Source organism: Sphingomonas sp. 8AM (genome assembly GCF_902506455.1).
Taxonomy (GTDB): Bacteria; Pseudomonadota; Alphaproteobacteria; order Sphingomonadales; family Sphingomonadaceae; genus Sphingomonas.
The window spans coordinates 1221398-1242641 of sequence record NZ_LR733844.1 but is presented as its reverse complement, the minus strand read 5'-3'; the positions used below and the strand labels follow the sequence as shown (position 1 = coordinate 1242641).

Sequence of the window (21244 nt, the reverse complement as noted above, 5' to 3'; positions counted from 1 at the left end):
TGTCGATAGACTTTCCGGTCGCAATGATCTTCTCTTCGGCTGTCGTTGAGAAACCGGCCGAATCCCTCTGATGTTTGACAAGCGGAGCACCCGTCGATGAAGCGATCGCTCGCCCTGATCCTGACCACGTTGCCCTGCGCTGTCCTCGCGCAGACCCCGCCGCCCGCCGGCGGGAACACGCGACCCGAGTCCGATGCCGAGCAGCGGCTGCACAGGGACTTCGCGTGGCTCGGCCGCTATCGGGACGCCAACGCCCGCGTGACCGCACCGGTCAGGGTCGTCTTCATGGGCGACTCGATCACACAGGGCTGGTTCGACATGGTGCCCGGCTTCTTCGCGCCCGGCCGTTATGGCCGTGGCATCAGCGGGCAGACGACCCCGCAGATGCTGCTGCGCTTCCGGCAGGACGTAATCGATCTCCATCCGCAGGTCGTCCAGATCATGGCCGGCACCAACGACATCGCCGGCAACACCGGTCCGATGACCGCGGAGCAGACCAAGGCGAACCTGATGTCGATGGCGGAGCTGGCGCGCGCGCACGGCATCCGCGTCATCCTTGCCTCGATCCCGCCGGCAGATCACTTTCCGTGGCGGGCGGGGGTCGAGCCAGCGCCGCGGATCGTGGCGCTCAATGCATGGATGAAGGACTATGCGGCGCGAACCGGCGCCATCTACGCCGATTATTGGAGCGCGCTGCATGACGGGCCAGCGCTGAAGGCGGCGTGGACTTCGGACGGCGTCCACCCGAACAAGGCTGGCTATGCGGTCATGGCGCCGGTCGCGGAGGCAGCGATCCGCCGGGCGATGACAAAGCCCGCGCCGCGCGCGACGGCACGAGACTGACCTGACGCCTTTTCTCGACCTGCAAGGTCAGGCCGATCCGGAACAGACCGGCGCTGTTCTGCCAGCCTTGCCCGCGATCGGGCCGGTCTTCGTTGGCAAAGCGGATCGCGAAACGCGGGTTGTCGCGCAGCGCTGGCGCATCGTCGGGCAGCGCGAGTGCGATGTCGTAAGCGCCCGGCGCAAGATCGACCGGCAAACGGATCGCTGCCTTCACCGTCGTCACGGCGCCGGGAAGCCATGCTCGGGGATCGGCCGAACCCATCGTCAGGCGGCGCATCGCTCCGCCATCCCGCTCGATCAAAACGATTTGCAGCGGTCGCGCGTTCGTCAATCGCGCCCAGCCTTCGTTGCGGATCGCCACCTGCGTCGGCCATTCGCCGCCGGCCTGCGCACGCGGCGCAATCGACGCACTAACCAGCGCGAAGCGATAGCCGAGCTTCCGCTGCACCTCCGCCATACACCCGCCCGCGATCCAGCGATCGTGGAACAGCCGCCGATAGTAATCGGCATTGAGATAGCTCAGATGATAGCGCGCGCCTTCATCGCGGATCGCCGCGCAACCGGTACGTGGGATCGCGCCGGGATCGTCGGCCGGATTGCAGGTTTCTCCGCCGAAGGGCGCGTCGGCGGTCAGTCTGGCCATCGCCGCCTGTTCGGGCACGCGTTGCGCGGGCTCTTCGGAAAAGGTCCCGACATCGGTCTGGCTCGCCATGAAGCAATCGTTGTGGAAACCGATCCGTTGCATCGGTCCCCACGTGATCAGATCGGGCGGATAGCGGAACTGGATCGACCGCTCGCGCGGCACCGCGGCCAGCAACGCATCGCGCACCGCGCGCCGGTTCGGCGTGCTGGTCAGATCGTTCGACGAGGAATGCCATTCGCCCCACGCGCCGATAAAGCCAGCCTGCACGAAGGCGATCACGTCGGCATTGGCCGCGAACAACGGCTGCAGCTGCGCGAGATGCGCGCGCACGACCGACAGTGGCGCATCCTGCGCGGCATGATAGTCGGTTTCCCCGTGCGGGTAATTGTAGACCGCGCGGACGATCAGCTTGACGCCCGCCGCGCGCGCCGCCGCGAAGCCGCGCGCCAGCCCGTCGAGTGTGCGCGCCTCGATCGGCGCATTGCGATAGCGCACCAGATCGATCCGCGCATAAACCAGCCGCTCGCCCCCGGCATAGACGCGCTCCAGTGACGCCTGATCGAGTGCGGCGAGGTCGCGATTGCCGGCGCGATAGAAGCCGCGTTCGGGATTCGCGATCTCCGCGTCGCTCGGCGTCAAGGTAACGGTCTGCATGGCCAGCAGCATGGCGGCCGGCGCGATCATCGCACCGTTCCGCCGCGCAGCGCCGCCTCGGCCCAGGTCGTCACGATCGGCAGGTCGCTGGCCCGTCGGACAGCACGCGTGACCAGCTCGATCACCTTCACGTCATGCACATCGGCCGAGAGCGAGGTAACCACGTCGCCGAACCGCCGCGCCCCACTGCGTGCGAGCAATCGGCCGTCGCCATAGACGAAAAACTCGGTCGCATCGCGCGTGTTGCGGGTCGAGTCATCCACCCCGACCAGCGCCTCGAACCGCGTCGCGCCGCGCGTGTTGCGCACCTCCAGCCGCGACCCCGCGAGCACGCCCAGCCCGGTGTCGAACGCTCGCCCGGCGACCTGCAGCGTCTGGTCATAGGGAGTCGCATCGGCTTGCGCCCCGCCCCAGCCCGCATAGACCGGGCGCTCGCCGGTGTCGCGCGTGCCGCTCCATTGCCCCATCATCCGGTGTACCACCGGGTCGGGCTCGGAGGCGGTGATCCCGTCGACCGCAACGTTGACGTCACCGGGCACCTCGGACAGGTACATGCCGTCACGCAGCCGGCGCGTGCCCGATACCTCGAAGATCCGTGTCTCGCGCGGTGCGAGATCGAAGCGGGTCTCGCCGGTAAAGGCGGGCAGCGTCTTGCCCGTCCACAGATCGCGCAGCGTGATCGGCGCATCCGCCGCCAGCTTCATCTGCGCCGCTGTCAGCTCCATCGTCGCCGGCGCGAGCCCACGATTGAACAGCACGACCGCCTTGTGACCGTTGCTCAGCGTCTTGACGATCGCCTGCACGTCGTCGGACGCATACGCGATCACCCCCTGATGCCCGCCCGGGTCCTGATTGACGCGGACGATGTCGGCATTGCCCCAGATTTCCATCAGGCTCTTCGGTGCGCCGCGCAGGTCGAATCCGATGAACAGCGGCGCGTTGATGATCGCCCACAGCGCGAAATGCGATCGCGCCTCGGTCAGATGCCTGGCATCAAAGTCGCCGTGTCCGATGAACAGCATGTCGGGATCGTTCCACGCCCCCGGTTTCGCATAGAGCGCGCGGGTCGAGGCGCTGTCGAAATTGTGGAGCATCCGTGTCCAGTTGGGCGTGATGTCCTGACTGGTACGCCACAGATGGCCGATCTCCTTTCCCCAGCGGCGCACATCGGCACTGCCCCAGGTGCACAGCGACAGGATCGCGTCGCCGTCCGGCGCATAGCGGCGTAGCGCGGCAGCAACGTCCGCGTATAGCGAGCGGACCTGCGACACGTCGGTGCGGTTGATCGACGCCTGATCGATCAACGGCGGAAGGGCGCGATAGCCGTTCTGCACTACCACCGGCGCCCCCGCCGCATAGACGTTGATGCCGCACGCATCGACCTTGAGGTAATCGAAACCCCAGTCGCGGAAGAACAGGGCGATGTCCTGATCGACATGCCCGTACAGCCCGACTTCGCGCTCCATGGTCGTGCCCTCAGGCAGGTTCGGCGACTGTAGGTCATAGGCCTGCGAACAGGCGTTGCGGCCGATGTCGCTGTAGAGTCCGGCCTTCAACCCCATCGCGTGCAGCCGGTCGGTGAACGGCCGGAAGCTGCTGTCACCGTCCGGCACCGACGCCGACGGGAAGATCGCCGTACGGATCAGCAGTCGCCCGTCGCCAGTCCGGCGCTTCAGCCACCAGCCGTCGTCGACGTTGACGTAGCGATAGCCGAGCCGCGCCAGCCCGCTGTCGACCAACGTCTGTGCCGCGCCGAGCACCTTTGCCTCGTCGACGTCGGTACGGAACGCGTTCCATGAACTCCATCCCATCGGCGGGGTCCGCGCCGCCGGACGGTCAGGCAAGGTCCAGCGTCCGGCGGGGGCGAGCGGATCGGACGCGGCGTGAACCGCGGTCGAGGCCGCGAGCAGGGCCAGTGCAGACAGGGTCAGGCGCGGAAGGCGCATCGCAAATTCCTTGAACGGTCAGGCGACGCAGCGCGCCAGATAGGTGTCGTGATCGGGCAGCGCAGCGACGTGCGCGGCGACGGCGGCGCGCATCCGTGCCAGTTGCGCGTTTAGCACCGGCAGCGGAGCGATCGCGGCGACCGGATGGTGTCGGCGCGGGATCAGTCCCTGCCCCGCCAGCACCGCGACCCAATTGGCTTCCTTGAACAGGTCGTGCGGCTGTTCGACGAACACGCCCTCCTCCTCGAACAGCGCCAGCCGTTCGGAGAGCGAATCCGGCACCGCCATCGACCGGCAATGTCGCCAGAACGGTGTGTCGTCACGCGCGGTAACCTTGTAATGCGCGACGATAAAGTCGCGGACGCGTTCCCACTCGGTCGCGATCATCGCGTTATACTGGTCGACCACGCGCGCGCTGACCCGGCCGTCGCGCGGAAACAGCGTCATCAACTTGGCGAGCGCCGACTGGATCATGAAGATCGAGGTGCTCTCCAGCGGCTCGACGAATCCGCTCGCCAGACCGAGCGCGACGACGTTGCGCACCCACGCGCGCCGCCGCCGACCCGTGGTAAACCGCAGCGGGCGCGGCGTCGCGCGCGGGTCGCCGATCGCGCCACAAAGCCGCGTTGCCGCCTCGTCCTCACTTACGAAGGCGTCGCAAAAGACGTGACCATTGCCGGTGCGATGGCGGAGCGGGATGCGCCATCGCCAACCGGCCTCCAGCGCCGTCGCCCGGGTGAACGGCGGACACGGCGACATTGGCGGGCTCGCGACCGCCAGTGCGCGATTGCACGGCAGCCAGCGGCTCCAATCGTCGTAGCCCGCCGCCAGCTCGCCCTCGATCAGCACGCCCGCGAATCCCGAGCAGTCGAGGAAGAAGTCTCCCTCTACCGTCCGACCGTCGGCGAGCAGCAATGCCGCAACGTCACCGCTTTCCGCATCACGCCGCACCGAGGCGACCTCGCCCTCAATCCGCACGGCACCCAGCCGCTCGGCATAGCGGCGCAACATCATGGCATAGAGCGTCGCGTCGAAGTGGTAGGCGAAATGGAGCGGCGTCGCGGCGTCCGGGGAAGTCAGCTGCACCATCCCGAACCTGCCGGCCGCCGCGGCCTGCGCCTCGGCGCTGTAGTCGAGCAGCGCACTCGTGCCACCACCGGCGCGGTGCCGCAGCCAATGCTGGACGAAGCCGATGCCGTTCAGATCGGCGCCGATCGTGCCGAACGGATGAAAGTAGCGCTCACCCCGTCGCGTCCAGTCGACGAACTCGATCCCCAGCTTGAACGTCGCCGCGGTCGCGCGCAGCACATCGACCGCCGACAGCCCGAGCATCCGGTGGAAGCTCTCGATCATCGGGATCGTCGCCTCTCCGACCCCCACGGTGCCGATCGTCGGCGATTCGACCAGCGTGATCGTGCGTCCCGGCGCGCCCAGCACCCGCGCCACGCACGCCGCCGCCATCCAGCCGGCGGTGCCTCCGCCCAGGATCACGATCCGCTGCATCGTGTCCTTCCAGCAATTCGGGGCTGCGTCGCCATCGATCAGAACTTCGCGCGGACGCCGAACTGGAAACGGCGATCCTGCTCGAACCAGCCACCAGGCAGATATTTGACCGGGCGGCTCGGGTCTTCGCTGGTCGGCCCGCTGACCTGTGCCTCCATGCGGATCTTGGTGTTGAGCAGGTTCGATCCCTGCAGGTTGAACTCAAGGTTCGGCGTGATGGCAAATCGCAGCGAGGCGTCGAGGAAGCCTTCCGACTTGTTCCACACCGGAAAGCCCAGGCAGCAATCATTGACCGAGTTGAGGTAGCGCGACCGCCAATTGTACGCCACGCGCGCGCCAAGCGGCCCCTTCTCATAGAACAGGATCGCATTCAGCGCGTGATCGGACAGGTTCTCCAGCCGGTCGACCTGGATCTGCCCCGCCAGCGCCGAGCGCGCCACCGTGCTGTCCCCGCCCACCGTATCGACGACCAGATTGGCGTTCTTGACGCCCTTGTTGAAGATGCGGGTATAGTTGGTCTGGATACCCAGCCCGTCGAACGGCTTGGGGAGGAAGTCGAAGTATCGCTGGAACGCCAGTTCGAAGCCATAGATCGACGCCCCGTCACCGTTGGTCGGCCCGGTCACCACCACGTCGCGTGTCACGCCATTGTTCTCGATCGGGATCGAGAAGATGCCGTTCTGAATATAGTCGTGAAACTTCTTGTAGAAGGCGGCGGCACTCAGCGAGCCGATACTGCCGTCATATTTCTCGATCGACAGGTCGAGCTGGTCGGCGCTGACAGGCTTGAGCCGCGGATTGCCGGCAGTCGCGGTGTAGCCGTAGCGCAGCCCGGTCGGCTGCCCGTCCGGGCCAAGGATCAGATTGGGGTTGCCCTGCCGGATCTCGCTCTGTGGCACGAATGACCGCTTGAGCACCGTGAAATTCTTGAGCAGCCCGATGTCGGGCTTGGAGATCGCCCGCGAGGCGGCGAAGCGGACGAACCATTCGTTGCCCAGCCCGGCGCGCAGGTTGAAGCTCGGCAGCCAGTAATTGTGGTCGACGCGCACGGTCGAGGGCGTGCTCCCCCCGCTCGCAAAGGCGCGATCCTCGGTCGAGCCTGCCGCAAGGCACCCCGGCGTCGCCGCGAACTGACCGGGCTGAAGCGCGGCGATGGCCTCCGGTGTCAGCGGCACGCAATTAAGGTCGGACTCGGTGAACGCCACCGCATAATTCAGCGCGCCGGCGCTCTGGTTGCGGATGTTCACCCAGCGCACGCCGACATTGCCGGTGATATTGATGCCGGCAATATCGGCGCTCTCCCCACCGAACTTCGCCATGACATAGGCGGATTTGGTCCGTTCGCGCACCGACAGCAATTCGCCCGGCGTAAAGCACGAGCCCGCGATCTCATCGGGACGCGAGCAGATCGGGTTCCACGACGAGGAGGCGATCGCCCCACCCTGGCTCTGTGCGGTGGCGCTGAAGCGGCTGAAGGTCTGGCTGGGGTCGGCCAGGATGTCGGAGCGCATGAACACCAGCGGCGACGTGCCGAGCAGCCCGCCGCCGAGCAGATTCTGGCCGTAGCTCAGCGCTTCCCAATAGCCCGGTTCATAGCCGCGGAAGCGCACCGATCCGTCGGCATTATAGGTTGGCCCGCTGGTCAGGAACGCCGAATCCGCCGGGTTCACGCCCCAGTCGGAGGTGATGCTCGCCCAATTGTAGAGCGACCAGCGATGCTCCTGCCGACGGTTGGCGAAGCGGCCGCCGAAGTGGATCTCCGACAGCCATGGCGAGCCGAGCGCATAGACCCCGTCGAGCCGAAAGGCATCCAGCTGCCCCTCGCTGTCGGTAATGTGGTCCATCGCCGAGGCCGGCTGGTAGTTGCGCGGATCGGCGAATGGCTGGTCGCCGATCTGGTTGTACCCCGACGGCGACAGCAAGGTCATCTTCGGGTAGCGCCCGGTCAGATCGAGCGAAACATCGGCGTAGGTACGCTGGTTGAAGGTGATGTCGTAATTGTAGTTGGTCGCCTTCACATGCTGGTAGTCGGCGGTGAAGGTCAGCCGGTCGCCCGCCTGCCACGACAGGTTGAACGCGGCGTCCTCCACGACGCGCTTCTCGTGCGAATAGCGCGTCGCGACGTCGATCGGCGCGCCCGCTCGGCACGGCTGGTTGGCGTGGCTGACGTCGGAGTTGAGGCACGGTTGAAACAGCGGCAGGCCGTTGGGCAGGACACCGTATTGATCGGTCGAGCCGGGCACGTAGCGGTCGCCGGTCGCCCAGTCGATCGCGCCATAACCCCAGCCACCGCGCGAACCGGTGATGACGCCTTTCTGGAACAGCCCCTCCTCGCGGAAGGTGAACGGCGTGCCGCCGCCCGCCTCGTTGAAGCCCAGCCCCGCGTCGGGCGGCTGAAGGATGCTGGCGTCGGTCCAGACCGTCGAATGGTTCGTGCTCGCCGGATCGACCCATGCCCAATAGCTGAGCGCCTGATGCTCAACCCAGGTGGTGTCATATTGCGAACGGTTGAACTGCCCGGTCGCGACCAGGCGCCCGTCGTTGCTCTTCCATTGCCCGGCGAGCGACACGCCGAAGCGCTCGCGATCGTAATTGGTGTCGGAGAAGCCGATCCCCGATGGAATATAGGTCGTCTTCCCGGCCTCGTACGTGCCCGGCGCAAACGGCATCATCCGCGGCAGCGTCACGCCACGCGAATTGGTGATGACGTGCGAATAGGCAACGTTGGCCAGGATCCCGAACTCGCCAATCCCGGTGACGAAGCGACGGGAATAGAGACCCGACAGGTCGGGCGTAGCGCGCTTCGACTTGTCACCGTAATTCTGGGTGGCGCTCAGCGCGATGACCTGCCCGCTCTGGTCGAACGGCAGCCGCGTGCGCAGGTTGACCGTCCCGGCGATCCCGCCCTCGATCATCTCGGCGGTCTGGTTCTTGTAGGTGTCGACTCCCGCCATCAGCTCGGGCGAGATGTCGTTCCACGACAGGCCATAGCCGGAGGTGGCGGAGAAGGTATCGCGGCCGTTGAACTCGGAGCGGACTTGCTGGAGCCCGCGGATCACGATCCCGGACGGCTCCGCGGAATAATGCATCACGTCATCCTTGGCCGCCGAGCGGATGACGGTCACACCCGGCACGCGCTGCAAGGCCTCGGCAACCGACTTGTCGGGAAAGGCGCCGATGTCAGTGGCGGTGATCGAGTCGACGACCGTGTCGGCATTGCGCTTCTTGCGAGCGGCGGCTTCAAGCGCCTTGCGGACTCCTGTCACGACAACATCGGTATCGCCGGCGATGTCGCCGGCATCGGCACCCGAGCCGACCGGCCCGGCTGTGGCGGCACCCGCCTGCGCCATCGCGGCGCCGCAACCGACCACCAATGCCAAAGCGGTGCTCGTCGCCAACCCGGCACGAAGATGCGTTCGCTTCATCCCCAACTCCCCCTTCGTCAGCGTCCGCTTTCCGGATCGCGCGATAGTGACAATCAGAATGAACCAACCATCAAGATTCGCAAGAATATAATTGATGATTGGGCCATTAACGCACGAAATCGAAACATTTATCAGGCGGTTTTATCGTTCTTGCTGTTCGCCGCTCGCGAGATGCCGCGCATAAAGTGCGGCGCCATAGCCAGGGGCGTGACGCGGCGGTACCGGCGTCAGCCCGGCTTCGGTCAGCCCGGCGGTGAATGCGGCGCGAACGATCGGCTGATTGGCCAGCACCCCGCCCGACCACGATACCGGCACCGTCTGGCCGTTCGGAAATCCGAGCCGGTCCCGTAGGCTAGTCGCGAGCAGCACCAACTCCGCCGCCGCCGCCACAAGGATCGTGCGCGCCGCATCGTCCCCGACCTCGGCCGCGCGCGATACCAGCGCCGCCAGAGCGGCGACTTCCCGGCGCGTCATGCCCTGTGGGCCCATCACCCGCTCACACAATTCAAGATCCTTGGAGAGCGCCAGGGCATCTCGGAACAGTCCGTGGAGCGCGCCGACCGGCTGCCGCCCGTCGCTCATCCGCGAGAAGGTCGCAAGCCCGCGCTGCGCGATCCAATAAGCCGAGCCCTCATCGCCGAAGACCTCGCCCCACCCGCCGGTGCGCGCGCCCCGGCCGGCGCGCTCGCCATAGGCGATCGAACCGGTGCCCGCGACGACGTTGATCCCGTCCGCGCACGCCAGCGATCCGGCCCAGCCGCACACCATGTCGTTGTCGCAGCGAAAGCGCGTGTGCCCGAGGAGCACCTCGACGCCCGCGTGCACCTGCGGGTCGACGACGCGGTCCTCGCCATAAGCGGGCAACCCGAGGAAGACGTAAGTCATTTCTCCCGGCGTGATCGCCATTTCGGTGCCGATCGCTGTGACGCCCTGTTCGATGCGCCGCAATGCCTCCGCCGCGCCGACCTCGAGATGGTAGGTGGTGCCGGTCACCGCCCGCGCGCGAACCTCACCGGCGGCGTCGATGCAGACGAACTCGGTCTTGGTCCCGCCGCCGTCGACGCCGAGGTAGTAAGCGGTGCTCATGCGTCGACGGCGTGAATCCGCACGCCCTGCACCACGCGATTGACGGTGCCGCTCGCATTCGGTCGGTCCGGGGTGAGGCCGAGCGCTTCCGAGACATGCAGCGCGAACAATTGCGCGGGCACGATGAACGGGAACAGCAGATCGGCATCGGCGGCGTCGGCCAGGCCGTCTACCGTGATCGTCGCCGTGTCGTCGGGACCGGCCGAGATCACGACCACGGCTCCCGCCTGCGCATCGCCACGCAGTTCCGCGACGATGTCGAGATCGTAGCGACGCGTCAGCGGATCGTTGGACACGAACACCACCGCCAGTGTGCGACCGGTGATGATCGTCTTTGGACCGTGGCGGAAGCCAAGCGAACTGTCGAACGCGGTTACCACCGCGCCGTCGCTCAATTCCATCAGCTTCAGTGCTGCCTCGCGCGCCAGTCCGCGAAACACGCCGCTGCCCAGATAAACGACCCGCTCGAAGCCGCGCGTCGCCAGCTCGGCCACGACCGGCTCGGCACGCGCCAGCATGTCTGCCACTCCGGCGGCAATCGCGGGCACGCGCGCATCCAGCGCGTCGATGCCGCCGAGCGTCGAGAGCGCCGCCAGCATCATCGCGCTGAAGCTGGAGGTCATCGCGAAACTGCGGTCGTGCGTCTCCTCCGGCAGCACGATCACCTGCGTCCGGTCGCCGCCGCGCTGCGCCAGTTCGCCCGCGGCGTTGCAGGTGACGATCAGGTGATGCGCCTTGCTGACCATCCGGTCGACCAGATCGACCGCCGCGACGCTCTCCGGGCTGCTGCCCGAGCGGCCGAACGACACCAGCAGCACCGGCACGTCGCCCCGCAGATAGAGCTGCGGCGCGCTGACGATGTCGGTAGTAGCGATCGCCTCGACAGTGCGGCCAAGGTGATGCGACAGGCACGGCGCCAGACACTCGCCGATGAAGGCGGACGTTCCGGCGCCGGCCAGGATTACCCGCAAATCCGGCTGCGCAAGCAACGGCGTCAGAAACGCGGTGATTTCGTCGCGCGCGGCGTGGAGCAGCGCCTGCGTCGCGCGCAGCGTCGCCGGCTGCTGCGCGATCTCACGGCGCGTCCAGCTGATGCCCTCATGCGAATGGGCGGCGGCGATCAACGTGTCAGTCATGGGGAAAACAGGCTCCGTGATAGGCGTCGAGCGTGACGGCGATATGCGCCATCACCAGCCCGGAAGGATCGAGCGTCGCGCGACCGTCACGCACCGCGGCATAGGCGGTCGGCAGATACTGGCTGAGCAGCGGCATCGGCGGCGGGGTGTCGCGCAGATTCGCGAACAGCCGCGCCTGCGCTGCTGCAATCACCGGGTCGGGCCAGTAGTAACGGATGCGGTCGGACAGGCTGTACTGAAGCTGGAGGTCGAGTGCCGGGCCGGCCGCATGGTAATATTTGGTCCAGTTTCCTGGTTCGGCGTGGAGCCGTTCCAGCGTTACCGCGCGCAGCTTGGCACGCGCGGCGTCGTCAACGGTCTCACGCTCGATCGCGTCGAGCGCCCACAGCGCCTCCCGCAGCGCGAAGGTGACGCCGGGACCGACCTTGAGGATCGCGAAATGATCGCGCACCAGCGCCGCAAGCGCGGCCGGCGTCTGATAATCGGTCGAATGCGCTTCATAGACCAACTGCCCGACCGGCTCGATCGCGCGGCTCAGCGCCACTGCGCGATCGGGTCGGTAATCGACCACCTTGTCGTGGTCGAACTCGACCCCTGGCTGCACGACGGTGGCGATCACCCGCGCCCACGCCGCCTTCAGCCCGGCTGCCTCGAACAACGAACGATGCATGTCGACCGTCGCGATCGCCGCCGCCGGCGTGGTGACCGCCAGCTCCGCGAGGTCCTCTGCCGCACCGCCTGGCACGGGCACTTCGGTCCCGATGACATAGACCGGCGCCTCCGCCTCCGCGCCGTCGAAGGCATCTTCGGCGGCGCGGCACAGATCCGCAGCGCGCTCTGCAATCGTCTGCTCCGGCAGCGGCACGGGATCGTCGGCGCAGCTCATCGAACAATCGAGATGGATCTTGGCGAAGCCGGCGCGAACATAATCTGCGACCATGACCCGCGCCTTCGCCATTGCCGCCTCGGCCGGCAGCGCGGTCCAGGCGTTCGGCCCGAGATGGTCGCCGCCCAGCACCAGTCGAGCGACCGGAAACCCGACCCTCGCCGCGATCGCCTCGACGAACGCGCGGAAGTCGGCGGGGACCATGCCCGTATAGCCTCCGTCCTGATTGACCTGATTCGACGTGGCCTCCACCAGTGCGAACGGCTGCTCGGTCGCCAGTGCGTGGCGCAGGGCCGCCTCGATCGCCAGCGGATGGGCGGAGCAGACCGAGGTCACGCCGACGCGCTCGCCCGCCTTGTGCCGCCTCACCAACTCCAGAAGAATATGCACGCGCCGCTCCTTTCGCGATCGACCGTCCGTCGTCCGCCAGCCAGATATTGAAACGAATTCCGTCGAAGCTCAGGCGGTGGCCGGCTCCGGCTCGGTGTCCGGGTCCGCGCCGTCGGGCTCGATCGCCAGCAACAGCGACGCGGTAAGCGCCAGCACGATCCCGAACGCCTTCAGCGGGCCGGGCATGACGTGCAGCACCGCCAGCGAGATCAACGCAGTGACCAGCGGCGCACCGGCATTGGCGAGCGGCGCGACGATGATCGCCTTGCCGTAGCGAAAGGCGAAGACCAGCGTCAGCGCCCCGATCGCGTTCAGCAACTGGATCGCCGCCGCAAGCCCCGGCCCGTCCAGCCCCCAATTGATCGCCCGCGCGGGATCGGTCATCGCCCACGCGACCGGAGCCAGCGCCAGCGCCGCGATCGTCATGTAGACGAAGATGCTCTCCGCCGGCATGACGTGGTTCGCCGCCTTCATGAAATAGGCCTGCACGCCCCAGCAGAGCATCACCAGCACCGCCGGCAACAGCCACGCCGCCGATGCGCCCGCCGCGCCGGGCGCGAAGTCGAAGGTCGGCAGTGCCAGCAGCGCGAGCACGATCCCCAGCGCACCGAGCCGCCCGGTCCGCTCCCCCATCAGCACGAACGACAGCGCGATCGTGACCACCGGCGACAGCGAGATGATCGGAAAGATCAGATACGCCGGCCCGCGCGCGACCGCATAGAAAAGCAGCATCTGCCCACCCGCGCCGAGCAGCCCGACCGCCAGCCCATAGGCGATCGCGCGCGGCGAGCGGTCGAGCCGCCAGCCCGACTGCGCCAGCACGACCAGCGCCGGCGGCACCATCGTCAGCGCCCAGACGCAATAAACGAGCGTCTCGGGGAAGCCGTGCTGCGGCGACAGGCCGGAAAACGCCCCCCACACGCCCCATAGCGCGACGGTGACAAGTGCGTTGAAGAGCCACGCCCGCCCGGTCATGCCATCCTCCGCGGCGTCGCCCGCACCAGCAGGGCGCGCTCGAAGGTGGCGTCGATGGTCGGCTTGGTGCGCGACGCGCTCCCCAGCGACGTGCCGCTGAAGCCGTCGACGAGCGTGTAATCGCCCTCGCCCAGTCCGCGCAGCGCGATCGGCCCCGACCAGCGATCGGCGTAGAAGGCGAAATGCAGCACGCCGTCCTTCTCGATCGCATGCGCCTCGGGCTTGTCGAAGCCAATGTCATACAGTCCGCCGAGGTAGCGGCCCTTCGGCAACATGTGCTCGCGATAGAGCGCCACCCATTTGCCCCACAAGGCTTCCTTGGCGGGGGTCAGGACGAAGCCGCCCGGAGGCAGCTTCTCCATCGGCTTGGGCGTGTCTCTCGGCCACGTGAACTTGGTCGAGGGGATCGCACCGATGCCATAGGTGGAGGCGAAATCGTCGCCGCCGTCGCTCAGCTCGACATGGTCGCCGGCATAGGGCGCGGACGGCCCCATCAGCGCCTTGAACGTCTTGCCCTTCAACCGGATCTGCCATGAGGACAGCGGATCGGACGCCGGCGTGTTGTTGGTGGCGGGCAGATTGTGGAACGCGAAGCTGTCGCCGCACGGGCACAATTCCACCACCGCCTCCGGTTTGGCGGCAATCGCCTCGTCATGGATCGCCTTCCAGAAATCCTGAAGCTTCTCGCTCGATTCCTCAGGCCGTTCATGACGATGCGCGGGATTGTAGCAGGGCGCGACGCCGTTCAGATGCTGGCCGTCGAGCTTCAGCCCGTCATAGCCCCAGTCGACCATGATCCGCCGCACCAGCGCGCGGAAATAGTCGACGGTCGGCTGATAGGCCGGGCAAAGCGTAAAGGCATTCCAGAAGCTGACGTTCTGCGCCGAACCGTTGCGATCGAGCAGCAGCATGTCGGCGTGATCGCGCAGCAGATCGGTGCCCGGATCGACTGCAAGCGGTGCGAGCCACAGCCGCGGGCGCATCCCGTCCGCCTTGATGCGGTCGGTGAAGGCGCGCATGTCCTTGTCACCGCCCGGGAATTTCGCCGGGTTGAGCTTCCAGTCGCCCTCGGCGGTCTGCCAGCCATCGTCGAGCACCGCCCATTCGAAGCCCAGCGCCTTTGCCTTGGGCAGCGTGCCATAGACCTGATCGAGCGTGAAATCGCGTTCATAGCCCCAGGCGCACCAGATCGGGCCATAGCTCGGCTCGGGGATGGTCGGCGCCGCGACGCCGCGCTCCGCCATCAGGCGACGATAGGCGTCCAGGGGCCGGAAATGATCCCCCTCGTGCGCCATCAGGAACGAAAATGGCAGCGACAGCGTCCCGCCGGGCGCAAGCAAAACGGTCTGATCGCCGCTCAGGCCGAGCCGCGTCGCATCCGGTTGCACCGAAACAGGCAAAGACACCTGCCGCGGGCTGGTCTCGACGTGGCCGATCGCCAACCCGACGTCGCGCCGCCAGACCACTGCGACCGGCGTGCCGCCGCCGTAATCGGACGCATTCATCCCCATGAAGTTTCGCTGATCGAAACCGGGCGCGACCTTCTGGATCCCGTCGCGCCGATCCGGATAGGAGGCGCCGGCAAAGGTCCAAGCGCCATCGCGATGCGCGAGCAGATCGTGCGTCGCTACCCGCCAGCCCGACACCGCCAGCGGCGCGCTGCCGGTGTTGCGATAGCTGACCTCGTACAAAGCGAGGCCCGGATAGGCATTCAGGAAGGTTATCGCGACGTTCTGCTCGACCTGCCCGCCCGCGGTGGCGCGCAGCCGGTGCCGCCGCCCTTTGCCATGCACGCCCGACACCGGGGTTTCGGCATGATCGAGCAGCAGGAACGTGCCGAGCGGCCGTCCGCCGACGAACAGCGCCTCCGGCGTCCCGCGCCCGGTGATCACCTTGCCGCCGAATGACAGCTGCGCGCGCATTGCACGATCATAGTCGATCGTCAGCGTACCGTCGGTCAGCCGCACCCCGGACGGCGCCGCTGCCCACACCGCGCCGCGCCAGTCCGGCAGCACCACCGCTGCGCCGCCAATCATCAGGCGGGCGAGCATCGAGCGGCGCGTAACAGGGTTGGGCGACATGACGCATTCTCTCCTTCGCGACCCGCCGACGCTGCGCGCCGCTAGGCCGACGAGAAAGAACTTGCACCATCCACGGCGGACGCGCAAACAAAAAGCGCAACGTAAAAGCGCGTTTTCTTTCGTTGTGAAACATGGAGGAGAGTGACATGGCGATGATCGCGGCCTTGCTACTGGCCGGCGCAGCCTCGACGAGCGCGCATTATACGGAGGCCGACTTCGCGCGCGTCGCCAAGTTCGACGCGCATTTCCATGCCAATATCGAGGACCCGCGCTTTCTGGCGCTGGCGAGGCGCGACCGGTTCGAGGTGCTGTCGATCAACGTCGATTATCCCGACTTCCCGCCGCTTGCGCAGCAGGCGTCGATCGCGCGTGCGATGCGCAATGCCGACCCGGCCGATTTCCGCTACGCCACGACATTCTCGATGGACGGGTTCGGCACCGCGGGCTGGACCGAACGCACGATCGCGCAGCTCGACGCCGCGTTCGCGCGGGGCGCGATCGCGGTGAAGGTGTGGAAGAACATCGGCATGGTCGCCACCGACCCGAGCGGCAAGCGCGTTTTCCTCGACGACCCGCGCTTCGACGGCGTGATGGCGCACCTCGAACGGCGCAACATCCCGCTGATCGCGCATCAGGCCGAGCCGAAGAACTGCTGGCTACCGCTCGACAAGATGACGACCGACAACGATCGCGACTATTTCAAGGCGCATCCCGAATATTACATGTACCTGCACCCCGAAGAGCCGAGCTACGAAGCCTTGATGGCGGCACGCGATCGCTTCGTCGCGCGACATCCCAGACTGGCGTTCGACGGGGCGCACATGGCCAGCCTCGAGTGGAGCGTCGACGAACTGGCGCGCTTCTTCGACGCCCATCCCAACACCGTCGTCGACCTCGCCGCGCGGCTGTCGAATCTGCAGGTTCAATCGAACGCCAACCCGGCGAAGGTCCGCGCGTTCTTCGTCAAATATCAGGACCGGATCCTGTACGGCACCGACCTGACCGACAGCCCGCCCGATCCGGCGGCGCGCGCGCAGAACCCGCCCGCCACCAACGACTTCCCCAGGGAGGCGGACCGGGTCTGGCGCGCCGACTGGCGGTATCTCGCCACCCCGCTGTCGCAGCGTGTCGAGGCGATCAGGGCCGATGCGATCGGGCTGAACCTGCCGCGCGCGGTGATCGACAAGATCTATTGGGGCAATGCGCGTCGCTTCTTCCATCTGAAGGGCTGAAAGGGCTCCGCCCGATCCGTCATCCCGGCCCCGATCCGGGATGACGGAATTTGGCATCAATGCAGGGCCGGTGCGCCGTCAGGCGACGTGCAGCCGAAATCCCAGCCGATCGGCGGCCGCCTGCATCCCATCGGGGGCGGTGTCGTCGGTAACGAGATCGTCGATCTCGGCGACGTTGAGGATGCGATGGAGGCAAACGCGCCCGAACTTCGAGCGGTCCGTGACCGCGATCACCTGCCGCGCCGCCCGCACCATCTTGCGGTTGAGCATCGCCTCAGGCTCGTAATGCGTGGTGATACCGCGCTCGATATCGAAGCCGTCGACGCCCAGAAACAGCTTGTCGACGTGCAGATCGTCGAGCGCGCTTTCGGTTTGTGCGCCGTAGAACGCGCGGTTGCGCCGACGCAGTGTCCCGCCCAGCATCACCACCCGGATCCGCTCCTTGCGCGCCAGCGCGCAGAGGATGTCGAGATCGTTGGTGAGGACGGTAATCTCCTCGTCGTCGGGCAGATGGTGCGCGATCTGGAGCGTCGTCGTCCCGGAGTCGAGCACTACCGAGTCGCCCGGCTGCACCATCGCGGCCGCGAGCGCTCCGATCCGCGCCTTTTCGTCGACATGGCTCGCGCGCTTCGCCTCGACCGGCGGCTCGGCGATCACATTGACGGCATCGGCGACGATCGCGCCACCGTAAGAGCGCTCGGCAACGCCGCGTTTCGCCAGGAAATGCAAGTCCTTGCGGATGGTCTGCATCGAAACGCCGAACCGCTCCGCCAGGGGCGCAACCTGAACGCTGCCGCGTTCACGCACCATGGCGCTGATCTGCTGTCGTCTGCCGCTGGTGTCCCGAACCGTGGACATGTGACCCTCCCTGGAGCGCCATCCTTATCAGCGCACCCGCATCGCGACAACAGCCGGTCAAGTTTCGTTTCTTTTCTGTTTGACATCGCTGCGAAACGAAAGATACGAAGCCGCAATATTTCGCATGACATGCGACGCATCAGGAGAGTGGCGATGACGCACCCGAACCGCTGGCACAGGACCACGCTGACCGGAGTCAGCCTGTTCGCATTGCTCATCGCCGGTCAGGCCGCCGCACAGGACGCAGGTGCTGCGGTCGATCCGGCGCAGCGTGCCTCCACCGCCTCGCCCGATCCGCAGGCGATCCTCTCCGACCCCGGTCAGCAGCCCGGTGAAACCGGCGAGCCCGCCGCCGCGACCGAGGTCGTCGTGCGGGGCGTCCGCGGCAGCCTGTTGCGGTCGATCCAGGCCAAGCGCAACGCCGACACGATCGTCGACGCGATCTCGGCCGAGGAACTCGGCAAGTTTCCCAACCGCAACGTCGCCGAGGCGCTCGCCAATATCCCGGGCGTGACAGTCGGGCGCGACGGGCGCGGCGAAGGGCGCGACATCACCGTGCGCGGGCTCGGCTCGAACTTCGCGATCACCACCCTCAACGGACGTATCCTGCCGACCGACGGCACCGACCGCTCGTTCCAGTTCGACGTGCTGCCGTCGGAAATCATCTCCGGCGCCGAAGTGAAGAAGGCGGTGCGCGCCTCGGAGCTGGAAGGCAGCATCGGCGGCAACGTCGACCTGCGCACCGCGCGCCCGCTCGACCGGTCGGGCTTCCACGCCTCGGCCGCGGTCGAAGGCCAGTATAACGATCTGGTCGACAAGGGCGGCTACAAGCTGAGCGGAGTGGTCAGCACCACCTTCGCCGACGACACGATGGGTATTCTGCTCGGCGCCAGCTACAACAAATACAAGTTCCGGACCGACAATCTCGGCGAATATTCGATCACCGACGGGACCGAGGCGGGCTACGGCATCGACTTCAACCGCGACGGGCGTGTCGACGGCAATCCGAACGGACCGGCCTATATCTGGCCCGATTATTACAGCGTCGGCTATGTCACAGGCGAACGGGAGCGGATCGGCGCGGCCGGCGCGTTCCAGTGGAAGCCGTCGAGCAATTTCGAGGTCACGATCGACGGCGTCTATAGCCATTTCGACGTGAGCCAGCACAATTATCGCTCGTCAAACTACCTCAACCCGCTCGGTGATGACGGCACCCCGCGGTGGGACCCTGCGTCGATCTCGGTCGACAAGAACAATGTCGTCACCGGCTTCACCAAGAACGACATGGTCGCGGAGGTGCTCACCACCGACGAGCCGCGCCAGAGCCAGACGTGGCAGATCGGCGGGCGCGTCGACTGGCGGCCGGTCGACCAGCTGAAGCTCGCCTTCGACGGCTACTATGGCAAGGCGACCAACAACACCGGTGGCCGCAACCGCTTCGTGGTCGCCGGCATCCCCGGCGCCTCGGCGGACTTTGCGACGCGCGACAACGGGCTGCCGGATCTCGCGATCACGCTGCCGGGTGGCCGCACGCTCGATCAGGCGACCAATGACGACTTCCGCGCGCATTATATCGGCATCCAGGGCCAGGATATCAGCGACGATATCAAGAGCGCGAAAATGGACGGCGAGTACCGCGTCGACAACGGCGTGTTCAAGGCGATCGGCTTCGGCGTCGCCTGGACGGACCGCCACAAGGATGTGACGACCGTCGACAATCAATATACGACCTCGTGCAACTATTGCGGCTATCCGTTCACGTTCGGCGATATCGGTGCCGACGTGGTCAAGCCGGGCCGCGAGGACATCCTGCAGAAGCGGCGCGGCAATTTCCCGCGCAACTTCCCGTACTTCGACATCGATACCTATCTGGCCGCGCTGCCGCGCGCCGACAACAATCCCGCGATCCTCAACCCCAACAGCTGCCTCGATGCCAGCGGTGCGACGATCCCGGGCTGTACGCTGTCACCCTATCCGGCCGGCTATTCGACGCAGATCATCCAGGACGACCTGCCCGCCTCGTACCGGATCCGAGAGCGGACCTGGGCCGGCTATGTCCAGTTCAATCTGGAGGGCGAACATTGGCGCGCCGACATCGGCGGGCGGCTGGTAGCGACGAAGGTGTCGTCGGTCGGCTATGGCGCGTCGATCGCGACGATCATCCCGCGCGCAGGCACGCAGGATAACGCGGTCGGTTTCAACCCCGTCGAGCCGATCACCGGGGGCGGTGACTATCTGCGGCTGCTGCCGGCCGCCAATTTCGCCTATGACCTGTCGGACGGGTTGCGGCTGCGGCTCGCGGCGTCGCAGGCGATCTCCCGCCCGACCTTCGCCGAACTGTCGCCCGCCAAGGACGCGACCTCGGCGCAATCCGGGACGTACATCATCTATGATGCAGGCAATCCGAACCTGAAGCCGACGGAGGCGAACCAGCTCGACGTCTCGCTCGAATATTATCCGTCCAACCGCCTCGCGCTGACCGCGGCGGCTTTCTACAAGCACATCACCAATTTCGTCTCGACGGTGCCGGTCGATGTCGTGATCACGCCGACCGCGCAGCCCGCCAATCAGGTGCAGAACTTCAACTTTGTCGAATATCAGGTGCGCAACGGCGACAGCGCCGACGTCTATGGCATCGAGGTCGGGGGCCAGTACTTCCTCGACAACGGCTTTGGCGTCCAGGCGAACCTGACCTACAACCACTCGCGCGCGACCTCGGGCGACGTGACCACCGACCTGCCGGGGGCAATCCCCTTTTCGGCGAACGGCAAGCTGTTCTACGAAAACCACGGCGTCGGGGCGCAGGTGTCGTACACATTCCAGTCGCGCTTCACCTATGCGCAATCGGGCAACCTCGCCTATCTTCCCGTCAAGGAAGATCCGTACCACGAAGTGTCGGCGACGCTCTCCTATGACCTGAACAGCCACGTCACCGTCTATGCGCAGGGTTCCAACCTGCTCGGTCAGGCGGTCAAGCGGTTCAACGAATATCGCAACCTGCCCAACTTCTACGAATATTCCGGCCGCGCGTTCTTCTTCGGCATCCGCGGCCGCCTCTGACGGCCGCCGGGCGGAGCGGTCAGATCGGCAGCTCGGCGGTGGACTTGATCTCGGACAGGGCCACCGTCGAGGTAATCTCCTGCACACCGGGCAAGCGGCTGAGCTTGTCGAAGAAGAAGCGCTCATAGGCGTCAATGTCGCGCGCGACGATGCGCAGCATGAAGTCGGTCGTGCCCATCAGCACATAGGCATCGAGCACCTCGGGGAAAGCGCGGATCGCCGCGGCGAATTCGTCGAGATTGGCGCGGCCATGCGCGTTGAGGCGCACCTGCGCGAAAATATGCGCGCTGAGCCCCACCTTGCGGCGATCGACCAGCGCCACCCGGCCGCGGATCACGCCTTCGCGCTCCAGCCGGTCGATCCGCCGCCAGCACGGCGAGGCGGACAGACCGACCTTCGCCGCGATCTCCGCCACGGTCTGGCTGCCATCGCGTTGCAGCTCGCGGAGGATACGGCGCTCGAATTCGTCCAGCTCGGTCATTCCTGCCGCGATCCGGCATCAAACAGGATAAACATGCCGCGTCCT

General features: G+C 66.5%; 14 protein-coding genes. 3 read left to right on the top strand and 11 right to left on the bottom strand.

The window, feature by feature from the left end; all coding sequences use genetic code 11:
* Positions 1-96 precede the first annotated feature (96 nt).
* Positions 97-843 carry an SGNH/GDSL hydrolase family protein gene (locus BACI71_RS06170; RefSeq protein ID WP_159756425.1) on the top strand — a complete coding sequence of 249 codons (747 nt, stop codon included), beginning with the start codon at positions 97-99 and terminating at the stop codon, positions 841-843.
* On the opposite strand, the gene BACI71_RS06165 is transcribed toward BACI71_RS06170, so the two are convergent.
* The 9 genes from BACI71_RS06165 to BACI71_RS06125 all read right to left on the bottom strand — a co-directional run bounded on the left by BACI71_RS06165 (position 767) and on the right by BACI71_RS06125 (position 15568).
* Entirely contained in the window at positions 767-2170 is a 1404-nt protein-coding gene (locus BACI71_RS06165) for a DUF4832 domain-containing protein (RefSeq protein WP_159756422.1), read from the bottom strand. The two genes, BACI71_RS06170 and BACI71_RS06165, sit on opposite strands and share 77 nt — an antisense overlap.
* On the bottom strand, positions 2167-4086 hold the full coding sequence (locus BACI71_RS06160; RefSeq protein ID WP_159756419.1) for an NPCBM/NEW2 domain-containing protein: 1920 nt from the start codon (positions 4084-4086) through the stop codon (positions 2167-2169). The genes BACI71_RS06165 and BACI71_RS06160 overlap by 4 nt, the downstream gene beginning before the upstream one ends.
* An 18-nt stretch (positions 4087-4104) precedes the next feature.
* Positions 4105-5589: a tryptophan halogenase family protein gene (locus tag BACI71_RS06155; RefSeq protein ID WP_159756416.1), complete on the bottom strand. Its 1485-nt coding sequence runs from the start codon at positions 5587-5589 to the stop codon at positions 4105-4107.
* 38 nt (positions 5590-5627) lie between these two features.
* Positions 5628-9014, bottom strand: a complete 3387-nt coding sequence (locus tag BACI71_RS06150; RefSeq protein WP_159756413.1) for a TonB-dependent receptor — start codon at positions 9012-9014, stop codon at positions 5628-5630.
* 141 nt (positions 9015-9155) lie between these two features.
* Positions 9156-10100 (bottom strand): N-acetylglucosamine kinase, encoded by a 945-nt coding sequence (locus BACI71_RS06145; RefSeq protein WP_159756410.1) that lies wholly within the window; start codon positions 10098-10100, stop codon positions 9156-9158.
* Positions 10097-11236, bottom strand: coding sequence for an SIS domain-containing protein (locus BACI71_RS06140; protein WP_159756407.1), 1140 nt, complete (start codon positions 11234-11236; stop codon positions 10097-10099). The genes BACI71_RS06145 and BACI71_RS06140 overlap by 4 nt, the downstream gene beginning before the upstream one ends.
* Entirely contained in the window at positions 11229-12512 is a 1284-nt protein-coding gene (locus tag BACI71_RS06135; protein WP_159756404.1) for a D-tagatose-bisphosphate aldolase, class II, non-catalytic subunit, read from the bottom strand. Before BACI71_RS06135 ends, BACI71_RS06140 begins: the two co-directional genes overlap by 8 nt.
* A 69-nt stretch (positions 12513-12581) precedes the next feature.
* The gene (locus BACI71_RS06130; RefSeq protein ID WP_159756402.1) at positions 12582-13487 is read right to left on the bottom strand and encodes a DMT family transporter; all 906 of its coding nucleotides are present in this window, start codon (positions 13485-13487) and stop codon (positions 12582-12584) included.
* Positions 13484-15568, bottom strand: coding sequence for a glycoside hydrolase family 36 protein (locus tag BACI71_RS06125; protein ID WP_159756399.1), 2085 nt, complete (start codon positions 15566-15568; stop codon positions 13484-13486). Before BACI71_RS06125 ends, BACI71_RS06130 begins: the two co-directional genes overlap by 4 nt.
* A gap of 146 nt (positions 15569-15714) precedes the next feature.
* Here BACI71_RS06125 and BACI71_RS06120 point away from each other — a divergent pair, with 146 nt between their 5' ends.
* A complete protein-coding gene (locus BACI71_RS06120) occupies positions 15715-16800 on the top strand; it encodes an amidohydrolase family protein (protein ID WP_236552843.1) in 1086 nt (361 codons plus the stop codon).
* 78 nt (positions 16801-16878) lie between these two features.
* Here BACI71_RS06120 and agaR read toward each other — a convergent pair whose 3' ends face one another.
* Positions 16879-17658 (bottom strand): transcriptional repressor AgaR, encoded by a 780-nt coding sequence (agaR, locus tag BACI71_RS06115; RefSeq protein ID WP_159756393.1) that lies wholly within the window; start codon positions 17656-17658, stop codon positions 16879-16881.
* Between the two features lie 153 nt (positions 17659-17811).
* On the opposite strand from agaR, the gene BACI71_RS06110 reads away from it, so the two are divergent.
* Positions 17812-20718 carry a TonB-dependent receptor gene (locus BACI71_RS06110; protein WP_159756390.1) on the top strand — a complete coding sequence of 969 codons (2907 nt, stop codon included), beginning with the start codon at positions 17812-17814 and terminating at the stop codon, positions 20716-20718.
* A gap of 19 nt (positions 20719-20737) precedes the next feature.
* Here the strand turns inward: BACI71_RS06110 and BACI71_RS06105 are convergent, their stop codons facing one another.
* Positions 20738-21199: an Lrp/AsnC family transcriptional regulator gene (locus BACI71_RS06105; RefSeq protein ID WP_159756387.1), complete on the bottom strand. Its 462-nt coding sequence runs from the start codon at positions 21197-21199 to the stop codon at positions 20738-20740.
* Between the last annotated feature and the right edge of the window lie 45 nt (positions 21200-21244).